This window comes from Kitasatospora sp. NPDC043950 (assembly GCF_056435345.1).
Genome location: NZ_JBWKER010000003.1, coordinates 248,406 through 261,220 on the forward strand (window position 1 = coordinate 248,406; position 12,815 = coordinate 261,220).

Genomic DNA, 12,815 nt, shown 5'->3' on the forward strand with positions numbered 1-12,815 from the left:
CTTCTCTTCCGTCACATTCCTCGTCGCGGGAAAGCCTGGGCGCCGGCCGCCCCTGCTGCCTGTCGGAGGTAGGGGTTGGTGGCGCGCTCGTGGCCGATGGTGGTCTGTCCGCCGTGGCCGGAGAGGACCACGGTGGTGTCGTCGAGGGGCAGACACACCCGGGCCAGCGACCGCATGATCGCCTCGCTGTCCCCGCCCGGGAGGTCGGTACGCCCGATGGAGCCGGCGAACAGCAGGTCGCCCGAGAACAGCACCGGGGGGAGGTCCTCGGCACCGGGCGTCCGGAAGGTCACCGACCCCCCGGTATGGCCCGGGGCGTGGTCCACGGTGAGCTGCAGGCCGGCGAGCTCCAGCACGGCGCCGTCGGTGAGCTCGCGCACGTCGTCGGGCTCGCCGACGGTGAGCTCGCCCATCAGCTGGGTGCCCAGGGCGCGGCCGAGGGCCTTCTCCGGGTCGGACATCATGTACCGGTCCTCGGGGTGGATCCAGGCCGGGACGCCGCGGGCGCCGCAGACCGGGACCACCGAGGCCACGTGGTCGATGTGGCCGTGCGTGAGCACCACGGCGACGGGCTTGAGCCCGTGCTCGCGGACCATCTCCTCGACACCGCGCGCCGCCTGGTGGCCGGGATCGACGATGACGCACTCCTCGCCCGCCGCCGGGGCGACCAGGTAGCAGTTGGTGCCCCAGGCTCCAGCGGGGAATCCGGCGATGAACACGCGCGTCCTTCGTGATGCGGTCGGCAGTGGCGGCTACGGTCGCGGCGGCCGGGTCGGATGCAGCCACCAGTCATGCAGCAAACCAGTGAGGTAAAGGCAGCCTACCGGCGGTGCGGGTGCGGTTGCGAACCAGATAGGGGTGGCGCGCGCGGTTCGCACTGACAGGTTCACCGCGTTCTTACAGGCCCGGTCCCTACACTTGGCCGCCGATGGATGCGATGATCCGCTTCGGTACCCATCCACTTTCCCAGCACATCCGTAGGAGACACGGCCGGTGGTCAGCAGCGAACAGCGGCGGCGGCAGCTCGCCCGAGAGAAGTACGAGCGCCAGATGGAGCGGCGGGTCGCCGCGCGGTCCGCGCGCAGGCGCCGCAACACGATCCTGGGCGCCGCGCTCGCCGTCGTGGTGCTGGCCGGCGGCGGTGCGCTGGTCGGCACCGGCGCGTTCGGCTCGGACAAGGACAAGTCGGCTTCGGCCGCCTCCTCCGCCCAGGCCGCGCCGAGCCAGAGCGCCGAGCCGACCACCCCGACCCGCAAGCCGGTCGAGGGCTGCGCCGATCCGGCGCCGGGCGCGCCGAACGGCAAGCAGTGGCAGGCCGAGCCGGCCATGGCGATCGACGCGGGCGGCTCGTACACCGCGACGCTGGACACCAACTGCGGCAAGGTGACGCTCGCGCTCGACGCGGCCAAGGCCCCGCACACGGTGAACTCCTTCGTCTTCCTGGCCGGGGAGAAGTACTTCGACCACACCAAGTGCCACCGCCTCACCACCGACGGCATCTTCGTGCTCCAGTGCGGCGACCCGACCGCCAGCGCGACCGTCCCGGGCGGCACCGGCGGCCCCGGTTACAAGTTCGCGGACGAGAACCTGACCGGCGCGACCTACCCGGCGGGCACCGTGGCGATGGCCAACTCCGGCCCCGGCACGAACGGGAGCCAGTTCTTCCTGGTCTACAAGGACACCCAGCTGCCCCCGAACTACACCCCCTTCGGCAAGATCACCGGGGGCCTGGACGCGGTGCAGAAGATCGCCGCCGCGGGCACCCTGGAGGGTGCCCCGGACGGCCACCCGATGGCCGACGTCACCTTCAACTCGGTGACCACCGCGAAGAGTTGACATCTCCCGGGGCCGCCCGCAAGGGGCGCCCGAAGCGCCTCGGCGCGGCCCCGGCCCGAAATCGCCCGGCCCGGATGCGGACAGCACCGGGGCTGGTCGCCTATGTTGGCGTTGTATCAGGGTGCCCGCACCCGCCTGGCCGTCACCCTCGGCAGCAAGTCACGGCGGACGGGGACGGCGGACTCATCGGTCCGCCGCACATCAACTGTGGACGACGGACGCGCGCCGCCCCGGCGCGGGCGCGACGTCATGTGGAGGACGCGCTATGAGCAGCGACCCGTGGGGCCGTGTCGACGAGCAGGGCACGGTCTACGTCAGGACGGCCGACGGCGAACACGTCGTGGGTTCCTGGCAGGCCGGCTCGCCCGAGGAGGCCCTCGCCTACTTCGAGCGCAAGTACCAGGGCATCGAGGTGGAGATCGGCCTGCTGGAGAAGCGGGTGCGCACCACCGACCTGGCCGCCAAGGACGCCCAGGCCGCGCTGGACCACCTGCGCGCCCAGGTGACCGAGGGGCACGCGGTCGGCGACCTGGCCGCCCTGGCCAAGCGGCTGGACACGCTCGCCGGCGAGATCGAGAGCCGGCGCGAGGAGCGCAAGGCCGCCCGCGCCAAGGCCCAGGACGAGACCCGCACCGCCAAGGAGACGCTGGTCTCCGAGGCCGAGCAGCTCGCCGAGTCCACCCAGTGGCGGGAGGCCGGGGACCGGCTGCGCGCCCTGGTGGACACCTGGAAGGGCCTGCCCCGGCTGGACCGCAAGAGCGACGACGAGCTGTGGCACCGCTTCTCGCACGCCCGCTCGGTCTTCTCCAAGCACCGCAAGGCGCACTTCGCGACCCTGGACGCCGAGCGCGAGCAGGCCCGGCAGACCAAGGAGGCGCTGGTCGCCGAGGCCGAGGCGCTGTCCTCGTCCACCGAGTGGGGCGACACCGCGGCCGCCTACCGCGACCTGATGGCGCGCTGGAAGTCCGCCGGCCGGGCCCAGCGGGACATCGAGGACGAGCTGTGGGCGCGGTTCCGCGGCGCGCAGGACGTCTTCTTCCAGGCCCGTTCCGCGGTGTTCAGCGAGCGGGACGCCGAGCAGGTGGCCAACCAGAAGCTCAAGGAGGCACTGGCCACCGAGGCCGAGGCGATCCTGCCGATCACCGACCTGAAGGCCGCCAAGGCGGCGCTGCGCGAGGTCAACGAGCGCTGGGAGGCGATCGGGCACGTGCCGCGCGACGCCCGTCCGAAGCTGGACGGCCGGCTGAACACGGTCGAGCGGGCCATCCGCGAGGCCGAGGACGCCGAGTGGAGGCGCTCCAACCCGGAGGCCAAGGCGCGCGCCGCCGGCATGGTCGGCCTGTTCGAGGCGAAGGCCGACAAGATCCGGGCCGATCTGGACAAGGCCCGCGCCGCCGGCAACGCCGGCCGGATCGCCAAGCTGGAGAACGAGCTGGCCGGCGTGCAGACCCTGCTGGAGCAGGCGCACCGCAGCCAGGAGGAGTTCAGCGGCTGATCCGCCGAACGCGCGAGAGAGGGCCCCGGGATCTCCCGGGGCCCTCTCTCGCGCTCGGGGCGCTACTTGCGGGCCGAGGTGACGCGGTAGACGTCGTAGACGCCCTCGACACCGCGCACGGCCTTGAGCACGTGGCCGAGGTGTTTCGGGTCGCCCATCTCGAAGGTGAAGCGGCTCATCGCGACCCGGTCGCGGGAGGTCTGCACCGCCGCCGACAGGATGTTGACGTGCTGGTCTGAGAGCACCCGGGTGACGTCCGAGAGCAGCCGGGAGCGGTCCAGCGCCTCGACCTGGATGGCCACCAGGAACACCGAGGACTGGGTGGCGGCCCACTCGACGTCGATCATCCGCTCGGGCTGCTGGCTCAGCGACTCGACGTTGACGCAGTCGGCGCGGTGCACCGAGACGCCGTTGCCGCGGGTCACGAAGCCGACGATCGGGTCGCCCGGCACCGGGGTGCAGCAGCGGGACAGCTTGACCCAGACGTCCTCGACGCCCTTGACGATCACGCCCGGGTCGCCCTTGGCCCGGCGGCGCGCCGCCCGGCGGTTGTCGTGCGTCGGGGTCGCGGTCTCGGCGAGGTCCTCGGTGGCGCCCTCCTCGCCGCCGAGCGCCTGGACCAGCTTCTGCACGATGTTCTGCGCGGTGACGTGGCCCTCGCCGATCGCGGCGTAGAGCGAGGAGATGTCGGGGTAGCGCATCTCGTGGGCCAGGGTGACCAGCGAGTCGCCGGTCAGGATCCGCTGGATCGGCAGGCCCTGCTTGCGCATCGCCCGGACGATCGCCTCCTTGCCGTGCTCGATCGCCTCCTCGCGGCGCTCCTTGGAGAACCAGGCGCGGATCTTGTTGCGGGCGCGCGGCGACTTGACGAAGCCCAGCCAGTCCCGGGACGGTCCGGCGTTCTCCGCCTTGGAGGTGAACACCTCGACGGCGTCGCCGTTCTCCAGCGTCGACTCCAGCGGCACCAGCCGCCCGTTGACCCGGGCCCCTATCGTCCGGTAGCCCACCTCGGTGTGCACCGCGAAGGCGAAGTCGACCGGGGTCGCGCCGGCCGGCAGGGCTATCACGTCGCCCTTGGGCGTGAAGACGAAGACCTCGTTGCTGGCCAGGTCGAAGCGCAGAGACTCCAGGAACTCGCCCGGGTCGGCGGTCTCCTTCTGCCAGTCCAGCAGCTGCCGCAGCCAGGCCATCTCGTTGACGGCGCCGGCCTTGTCGTCCTTGCGGACCTGGGTCGGGGTGTCGGTGCGGACCTTGGACGCGCCGGCCACGGCGCGCTGCTTGTACTTCCAGTGCGCGGCGATGCCGTACTCGGCCCGGCGGTGCATGTCGAAGGTGCGGATCTGGAGTTCGACGGGCTTGCCGCCGGGGCCGATCACCGTCGTGTGCAGCGACTGGTACATGTTGAACTTGGGCATCGCGATGTAGTCCTTGAACCGCCCCGGCACCGGGTTCCACCGTGCGTGGATGGTGCCCAGCGCCGCGTAGCAGTCGCGGACGGTGTCGACCAGGACCCGGATGCCCACCAGGTCGTAGATCTCGGCGAAGTCCCGGCCCCGGACGATCATCTTCTGGTAGACCGAGTAGTAGTGCTTCGGCCGGCCGGTGACGGAGGCGGTGATCCGGGCTCCGCGCAGGTCCCCCTGGACCTGGTCGATGACGGTCGCCAGGTACTCGTCCCGCTTGGGGGCGCGCTCGGCGACCAGCCGGACGATCTCGTCGTACATCTTGGGGTAGAGGATCGCGAAGGCGAGGTCCTCCAGCTCCCACTTGATGGTGTTCATGCCCAGCCGGTGCGCCAGCGGGGCGTAGATCTCCAGCGTCTCGCGGGCCTTCTTCTCCTGCTTCTCCCGCTTGAGGTAGCGCATCGTGCGCATGTTGTGCAGGCGGTCGGCCAGCTTGATCACCAGGACCCGCGGGTCCTTGGCCATCGCGACGACCATCTTGCGGACGGTCTCGGCCTGCGCGGCCTCGCCGAACTTGACCCGGTCCAGCTTGGTGACGCCGTCCACCAGCAGCGCCACCGAGTCGCCGAAGTCCTTGCGCAGGGTCTCCAGGCCGTAGTCGGTGTCCTCGACGGTGTCGTGCAGCAGCCCGGCCATCAGGGTCGGGGCGTCCATCCCCAGCTCGGCCAGGATGGTGGCCACCGCCAGCGGGTGGGTGATGTACGGGTCGCCGCTCTTGCGCTTCTGCCCGCGGTGCCACTTCTCGGCGACGGCGTAGGCCCGCTCGATGTCCCGCAGCAGCGCCGGGTCGGCCTTCGGGTCGTTCGCCCGGATCGACCGGAACAGCGGCTCCAGCACGGGGTTGAGCACGCTGGAGCGCTGGCCGCCGAGGCGGGCCAGGCGGGCGCGCATGCCACCCGAGGAGGAGCCGCGCCCGGTGGGGCCGGTCGGTCGCGAGGAGGTCGGCGCCGGGCGTGCCGGGGTGGCCCCCGAGGGCGTGGGACGGTTGTCGGGGGCGGCCGCTTCGGCCGTGGGCACAACCTCGTCGGGCAAGGACTCTCCTCGGGGCACCGGGGCCGACCCCTGCCGCGGCCCGTACGGTCGGACGCAACCGGGAGGGGGTGAATCTTCATGGTACCGAGCCGGGCGCCCCGGCGTTCATCCACCCGGGCCGGAAACGGAAGGGCGGCGGTCGGATGATCCGACCGCCGCCCTTCGTTCAGGTCCCTCAGACCGTGACCAGCGTCTCCAGCGGGGCGCCGTTCAGGTGCCCGGACAGCCGTTCCCGGCCGTCCAGGAAGCCCAGCTCCATCAGCACCACGACGCCCACCAGCTCGGCGCCGGCCTCCTTCACCAGGTCCAGCGAGGCGCCGATGGTGCCACCGGTGGCCAGCACGTCGTCCACCACCAGCACCCGCTCACCGGGCGCGAAGGCGTCGCACTGCACCTCCAGCGTCGCCGAGCCGTACTCCAGCTCGTACGAGCGCCGGAACACCTCACCGGGCAGCTTGCCCTGCTTGCGGATCGGCACGAAGCCGAGCCCGGCCGCGAAGGCCGCCGGAGCCGCCAGCACGAAGCCGCGCGCCTCCAGGCCCACCACCTTGGTCGCCCCGAGCTCCCGCGCCCGGTCCGCCAGCGCCCTGGTGAGGGCGCCGAAGGCCTCGGCGTCGGCCAGCAGCGGCGCGATGTCCTTGAACAGCACACCCGGCTTCGGGTAGTCCGGGACGTCCCGGATCCGGCTGTTCAACAGATCGGCCAGTGCGGTGTCGGCGGTGGTCACGGCGTGTCCTTACGATCGGGTCGGTTCAGCGCTTGGTGGACGGACGGCCCTTGGCACGCGTGGTGCCGGCCGCCCGGCCGCGCTGACCGACCATACCCGCAGGCAGGTCCTCGTCCGCGATCTCCTCGTCCGCCGGCACCTCGCCGGCGGCCTTGGCAGCGGCCGCGGCCCGGTGCTGCAGGACCCGCTTGCGCAGCGCCTTCATCTCCGGCTGCTCCTCCTTGAGCTGCGCCAGCAGCGGAGTGGCGACGCAGATCGACGAGTAGGCACCGGCCGCGAGGCCGATGAACAGCGCCAGCGAGATGTCGTTCAGCGTGCCGGCACCCAGGAGGCCACCGCCGATGAACAGCAGCGCGGCGACCGGGAGCAGGGCGACCACGGTGGTGTTGAGCGAACGCACCAGGGTCTGGTTGAGGCCCGCGTTGGCCGCCTCGCTGTAGGTGAGCTTGTTCTGCTTGGTGAGGTCCTTGGTGTTCTCCTTCACGGTGTCGAAGACGACGACCGTGTCGTAGAGCGAGTACCCGAGGATGGTCAGGAAGCCGATCACCGTACCGGGGGTGACCTCGAAGCCCACCAGGGCGTACACGCCGATGGTGATCAGGAGGTCGTGGATGAGGGCGACCAGGGCCGCCACCGCCATCCGCCACTCGAAGGCGATCGCCAGGTAGACCGTCACCAGGACCATGAAGATGATCAGGCCGGTGAGCGCCTTCGAGGAGATCTGCTTGCCCCAGCTGGGGCCGATCACCTGGGCCTCGACGGTGTCCAGCGGCACGGCCAGCTTCTCGGAGAGCTGAGCGCGGATCTCGTCCGAGCTCTTCGGCTCCTCGGTGCTGACCTGGATGCGGATCTTGCCGTTGTCGGTCGACTGCACCAGCGGGTGCGAGGAGACGATCTTGTCGGACGTCTCCTGCGCCTGCGAGACGGTCAGCCCCGGCTTGGTCACGGTGTAGACCGAGCCGCCCTTGAACTCGATGCCCAGGTGCAGGCCCATCGCCAGACCGATCGCCGCGATCAGCACGATCACGCCGGAGATGGAGTACCAGAGCTTACGGCGCCCGACGAAGTCGAAGCTGACCTCGCCCTGGTAGAGCCGGTGTCCCAGATTGGAGAAGCGTGACACGGTGTCAGGCCTCCTTCACGGCGGCAGAGGAGGGGCTACGGCGACGGCTGCTGCGCAGCGGCGGGCGGGCGCCCAGCCGCTTCGGGTCCAGGCCGGACCACGGGTGACCGTTGGCGAAGAACTTGCGCCGGGCCAGCAGCGTGATCACCGGCTTGGTGAAGAGGAAGATCACCACGACGTCCAGCGCGGTGGTCAGCCCCAGGGTGAACGCGAAGCCCTGGACCTTGCCGACCGAGACCACGTAGAGCACGGCGGCACAGAGGAAGGACACGAAGTCCGACACCAGGATGGTGCGCCGGGCGCGCGGCCAGGCCCGCTGGACCGCCGGGCGCAGCGGGGCGCCCTCGCGGACCTCGTCGCGGATGCGCTCGAAGTAGACGATGAAGGAGTCGGCGGTGATGCCGATCGCGACGATCGCACCGCAGACCGCGGGCAGGTTCAGCGCGAAGCCGATCCCGGCGCCGAGCAGGCTCATGATCGAGTAGGTCAGGGCCGCCGAGACGAGCAGACCGGCGATCGAGACCAGGCCGAGGCCGCGGTAGTAGACCAGCGAGTAGAGCACCACCAGCAGCATGCCGATCACGCCTGCGACCAGACCGGCCATGAGCTGGTCGCCGCCGAGCGCCGGGGAGACGGTGGTGATCTCGCCCTTGCTGAATTCCAGCGGCAGGGCGCCGTAGCCCAGCACGTTGGACAGGTCCTGCGCCTCGGCCTGGCTGAAGCGGCCGGTGATCACGGCACTGCCGCCGGGGATCACGTTCTTGACCTCGGGGTGCGAGACGACCTGGTTGTCCAGCACGATCGCGAACTGGTTGTTCGGCGGGGCCTGGGTGGCGAGCTGGCCGGTGACCTTGGTGAAGGCGTCGGTGCCGGCGCCGTTGAACTGCAGCTGGACCTGCCAGCCGGCACCCGTCTGGGTGTCGAGGCTCGGCTGGGCCTTGGAGACGTCCGAGCCCTTCACGGCGACGGGGCCGAGGACGAGCTTCTCGTAGTAGCCGTTCTCGGGCTTCTGCGAGCAGGCGACGACGGCCTTGTCCTCGGGGCCGGTCTGGGCCGCGCGGGCCTCCGGCTTGGTGCAGTCGAGGTTGGTGAAGGCCGTGGCCAGCTCCGGCGGCACGGTGCCCTGGGTCATCGCGGCGCTGACGTCCGCGGCGCTGGGCGGGGTGGCGGGCGCGGACGGCGTGGTGGCGGCGCTCGGGGCGGTGCTCGCGCCCGTCGCGGCGGCGCTCGGGCTGGCGTCGGCGGCCAGCGCCTCACCGGCCGGGCGGCCCTGCTTGCTGCCGCTCGCGCTGGGCGTGCCGGACGCGCTCGCGCCGGCCGAGGCGGTGGACCCGGCGGACGGGGCCGCGCTCGGGGTGCCGGTGGCCGAGGGGGAGCCGGTGGGCGCCGGCGGCGTGAAGCCGCTGGGCGCCACCGCCAGGACCGGGCGGAAGAACAGCTTGGCGGTGGTACCCACCTGGTCCGCCGCGTTCTGCTGGTTGCCGCCCTTGGGGATGTTCACGATGATCGTGTTGTCGCCCTGGGTCTGCACCTCCGCCTCGGAGACACCCATGCCGTTGACGCGGCGCTCGATGATCCCGGTGGCGATGTCCATGTTGGACTTGGTGATCGCCTTGGGGTCTGTCGACTTCGCGGTCAGCGTGATGCTGGTGCCACCGGCGAGGTCGATTCCGAGCCGGGGCTTGGTGTGGCCCGTCCCGAACATGAGGGCGACCAGTCCGACGGTGACGACCAGGATGAGGGCCAGCGCCCGCCCTGGGTAGCCGTCGCGCGGGCGCGACTTGGGTGTTGCCACCTTGCTCGTTTCTCCCTGTCCATGCCACTCCCCCAACCGGACCCCCGTCCGGCTTGTGGCGGGACGGGGGCATGGCGGTTCTGCGGCCCTGAGGTCCTGTGGGCTCGCGGCACTGGGCCGCGCGGCCGGGCTGGTGCCCGACCGTACTACTTGCTCGCGGGAGCCCCGCCCTCGACGTCGCCCTTGGCGCCGCCGTCCTTGGTGAGCGTCAGCGGCTTGTCCTCGACCGGCTCGGCGTCGGCGTCCTCGGCCTCCGGCTCGGCCAGCTCGTCATCGGCGGGGCGGCCGTTGATGATCGCGTCGTACTCCTGGGGGTCCAGGACAGCGGCGATCGCGCTCTTGGTGAAGTGGGTGACCACGCCGGGCGCGATCTCCAGCTCGATGGTCTCCTCGTTGACCGCCTTCACCTGGGCGTACAGGCCGCCGATGGTGCGCACCCCCGCCCCTGGCTCCAGCGAGGTCTGCATCTGCTGCATCTGCGACTGGCGCTTCTTCTGCGACCGGAACATGAGCACGATCGCGATGATCGGGAGGAGAAGGATGATGAAGTTCACTGCAGCCAGGGTCCTTTACGGGCCGCCGACCGGCGGCCTGTGTGGTATTGGTCGGCCCGTCAGGTGAGCGGGGCGGTCCGGCGGAGTCTAGGCGACCCCGAACTGATCGGACAACGCCAAGCATCGCATCCTGCCGCCGAAAGTGGCGACCCTCCGCCTGCACAGTTTCCCCGGACTTCGCCCCCGGCTCGCACGCGGGCCACTCACCGGGGTGGCGCATCGGACGCCTCCCGGGAACCGGCGGGCGGCGATCACCCGTTCAGCCCTCGTCGGCCCGGAGGAGTTCGGATTGCGCGGGCACGGCGCCCCGGTTGGCCTGGACCGGCGGGGTCAGCCCGAGGTGCTGCCAGGCCGCCGCGGTGGCGATCCGGCCGCGCGGGGTCCGGGCGAGCAGGCCCTCGCGGACCAGGAAGGGCTCCGCCACCTCCTCGACCGTCTCGGACTCCTCCCCCACCGCGACCGCGAGAGTCGACAAACCGACCGGCCCGCCGCCGAACAGCCGCAGCAACGCGGTCAGCACCGCGCGGTCCAGCCGGTCCAGACCGCGGGCGTCCACCTCGTAGACGTCCAGCGCCCGGGCGGCGATCTCCGCCGTGACCTGGCCGTCGTGCCGCACCTGCGCGAAGTCGCGGACCCGGCGCAGCAGCCGGTTGGCGATGCGCGGCGTCCCCCGCGAGCGGCCGGCGATCTCGGCGGCGCCGGCCGGGTCGATCTCCACGTCCAGCAGGGTGGCCGAGCGACGCACCACCCGTTCGAGCTCGGCCGGGGCGTAGAACTCCATGTGCCCGGTGAAGCCGAAGCGGTCGCGCAGCGGGGGCGGCAGCAGGCCGGCCCGGGTGGTGGCGCCGACCAGGGTGAAGGGCGGCAGTTCCAGCGGGATGGCGGTGGCGCCCGGGCCCTTGCCGACGATCACGTCGACCCGGAAGTCCTCCATCGCCATGTAGAGCATCTCCTCGGCCGGACGGGACATCCGGTGGATCTCGTCGAGGAAGAGCACCTCGCCCTCGGCGAGCGAGGAGAGGATCGCCGCGAGGTCCCCCGCGTGCTGGATCGCCGGACCGGAGGTGATCCGGATCGGGGCGCCCAGCTCGGCGGCGATGATCATGGACAGGGTGGTCTTGCCCAGCCCGGGCGGCCCGCTGAGCAGGACGTGGTCGGGCGCGCTGCCGCGCTTGCGGGCCGCCTGGAGCACCAGGGACAGCTGCTCGCGCACCCGTTCCTGACCGATGAACTCGTCCAGCACCTTGGGGCGCAGCGCCGCCTCGACCGCCTGGTCCTCCCCGTCGGCGGCGGCCGTCACCAGCCGGTCGCCCGGGTCCGAGTCGTACGGACTCATCAGCACATGCTCCAAAGTCGACAAGAGGACAGATCGCCAGATGGCTTTAGCGGGATCGGTTGAGGCCGCGCAGGGCGAGCCGGAGCAGTGCGCCGACGTCCGGCGTCTGCTGGGCCTCCGCCTCGGAGGTGACGGCCACGACCGCCTCGTCCGCCTCGCGCGGAGCGTAGCCGAGACCGGTCAGCGCCGAGTGCAGCTGCTCGCTCCAGGGGGCCGGACCGCTCGCGATCGGCTTCTGCGCCGGCACCGCGCCGTGCGGGGCTCCCAGCTTGTCCTTGTACTCCAGCAGCAGCTTGGCGGCCTTCGCCTTCCCGATGCCGGGCACGGCCACCAGCGCCTTCTCGTCGCCGCCGGCCACCGCGGCCCGCAGCGCGTCGGGGCTGTGCACCCCGAGGATCGCCTGCGCCAGCTTCGGGCCGACGCCCGGCGCGGCCTGGAGGATCTCGAAGACGGCGCGCTCGTCGTCGTCCGCGAAGCCGAACAGGGTCAGCGAGTCCTCCCGGACCACCAGCGAGGTCGCGAGCCGGGCGGGCTCACCCAGCCGGAGCCCGGCCAGCGTGTTCGGCGTGCACTGCACGGCCATGCCGACCCCGCCGACCTCGACCACGGCGAGTCCGGAGGAGATGGCCACCACGGGCCCTTGCACGAAGGCGATCACCGGCTGCTTCCTTTCAGGGGGGTGGCGCGGGCCGCCCGTACCGCGGCCTCCAGGCGGTTGACCGCCCCGCCGCGCCAGATGTGGCAGATGGCCAGCGCCAGCGCGTCGGCGGCGTCGGCGGGCTTGGGCGGGGCGTCCAGCCGCAGCAGACGCTGCACCATGGCCGTGACCTGCGCCTTGTCGGCCCGGCCGGAGCCGGTGACGGCGGCCTTGACCTCGCTCGGGGTGTGCAGGGTGACCGGGATGCCGCGCCGGGTGGCGCAGAGCATCGCGACCGCGCTGGCCTGGGCGGTGCCCATCACCGTCCGGACGTTGTGCTGGGCGAACACCCGCTCGACGGCGACCAGCTCCGGCTCGTGCTCGTCGAGCCAGGCCTCCATGCCCTGCTCCACCAGCAGCAGCCGCCGCCCGATCTCGTCCTCGGCGGGGGTGCGCACCACGCCGACCCCGACCATCCGCAGCGGCCGCCCCGGCGCACCCTCGACCACGCCGATCCCGCACCTGGTCAGCCCCGGGTCCACGCCCAGTACCCGTACCACAGCCCCGCCTCTCGTTGGTCGCCGCCCGCCTCCGGGCGCTCCGGCCCGGGCCCGCCCTCCGGCCCACGGCGGGCGACCTGCGAAGGCTACCGTCCGGGTCCGACAGCGCCCGCAAAGACACCGGCCCGGGGGGGGGGGGAAGAGGGGGGGGGGGGGGGGGAAAAAGCCCCCCGCGTTGAGCTGCTCACCAACCCCCTCTGAGCGGTCGACGGTTTCGCAGAAATTCTGCCCGTCCTCGTTTTCCTCCACCACGTCGA

Annotated in this window: 11 protein-coding genes; 2 read left to right on the forward strand and 9 right to left on the reverse strand. The window is 71.9% G+C overall.

The features are described from left to right. Positions 1-11 precede the first annotated feature (11 nt). Complete coding sequence (locus tag AC07BF_RS03345) at positions 12-719, reverse strand: MBL fold metallo-hydrolase (protein WP_063346799.1); 708 nt, start codon at positions 717-719, stop codon at positions 12-14. 274 nt (positions 720-993) lie between these two features. On the opposite strand from AC07BF_RS03345, the gene AC07BF_RS03350 reads away from it, so the two are divergent. Next, a complete protein-coding gene (locus AC07BF_RS03350) occupies positions 994-1,836 on the forward strand; it encodes a peptidylprolyl isomerase (protein ID WP_363583084.1) in 843 nt (280 codons plus the stop codon). Positions 1,837-2,101: 265 nt separating this feature from the next. After that, a complete protein-coding gene (locus AC07BF_RS03355) occupies positions 2,102-3,331 on the forward strand; it encodes a DUF349 domain-containing protein (RefSeq protein WP_363583082.1) in 1,230 nt (409 codons plus the stop codon). Between the two features lie 62 nt (positions 3,332-3,393). Here the strand turns inward: AC07BF_RS03355 and AC07BF_RS03360 are convergent, their stop codons facing one another. The 8 genes from AC07BF_RS03360 to ruvC all read right to left on the reverse strand — a co-directional run bounded on the left by AC07BF_RS03360 (position 3,394) and on the right by ruvC (position 12,558). After that, positions 3,394-5,811: a RelA/SpoT family protein gene (locus tag AC07BF_RS03360; RefSeq protein WP_400330135.1), complete on the reverse strand. Its 2,418-nt coding sequence runs from the start codon at positions 5,809-5,811 to the stop codon at positions 3,394-3,396. A gap of 190 nt (positions 5,812-6,001) precedes the next feature. Then, a complete protein-coding gene (locus tag AC07BF_RS03365; protein WP_363583080.1) occupies positions 6,002-6,553 on the reverse strand; it encodes an adenine phosphoribosyltransferase in 552 nt (183 codons plus the stop codon). Between the two features lie 25 nt (positions 6,554-6,578). Further along, the gene (gene secF, locus AC07BF_RS03370; protein WP_363583078.1) at positions 6,579-7,676 is read right to left on the reverse strand and encodes a protein translocase subunit SecF; all 1,098 of its coding nucleotides are present in this window, start codon (positions 7,674-7,676) and stop codon (positions 6,579-6,581) included. Positions 7,677-7,680: 4 nt separating this feature from the next. Further along, positions 7,681-9,471 carry a protein translocase subunit SecD gene (secD, locus tag AC07BF_RS03375; RefSeq protein WP_400803616.1) on the reverse strand — a complete coding sequence of 597 codons (1,791 nt, stop codon included), beginning with the start codon at positions 9,469-9,471 and terminating at the stop codon, positions 7,681-7,683. Between the two features lie 146 nt (positions 9,472-9,617). Then, on the reverse strand, positions 9,618-10,025 hold the full coding sequence (gene yajC, locus AC07BF_RS03380) for a preprotein translocase subunit YajC (protein WP_363583076.1): 408 nt from the start codon (positions 10,023-10,025) through the stop codon (positions 9,618-9,620). A gap of 259 nt (positions 10,026-10,284) precedes the next feature. Continuing rightward, positions 10,285-11,361: a Holliday junction branch migration DNA helicase RuvB gene (ruvB, locus tag AC07BF_RS03385; protein WP_363583074.1), complete on the reverse strand. Its 1,077-nt coding sequence runs from the start codon at positions 11,359-11,361 to the stop codon at positions 10,285-10,287. Positions 11,362-11,407: 46 nt separating this feature from the next. Continuing rightward, positions 11,408-12,019 carry a Holliday junction branch migration protein RuvA gene (gene ruvA, locus AC07BF_RS03390; RefSeq protein WP_478332876.1) on the reverse strand — a complete coding sequence of 204 codons (612 nt, stop codon included), beginning with the start codon at positions 12,017-12,019 and terminating at the stop codon, positions 11,408-11,410. Next, positions 12,016-12,558, reverse strand: a complete 543-nt coding sequence (ruvC, locus tag AC07BF_RS03395) for a crossover junction endodeoxyribonuclease RuvC (RefSeq protein WP_363618240.1) — start codon at positions 12,556-12,558, stop codon at positions 12,016-12,018. The genes ruvA and ruvC overlap by 4 nt, the downstream gene beginning before the upstream one ends. Between the last annotated feature and the right edge of the window lie 257 nt (positions 12,559-12,815).

Excerpts from the sequence above, each read along its gene's own strand:
- AC07BF_RS03355 (WP_363583082.1), top strand. The coding sequence starts at position 2,102 with ATGAGCAGCGACCCGTGGGGCCGTGTCGACGAGCAGGGCACGGTCTAC.
- ruvB (WP_363583074.1), bottom strand. The coding sequence starts at position 11,361 with ATGAGTCCGTACGACTCGGACCCGGGCGACCGGCTGGTGACGGCCGCC.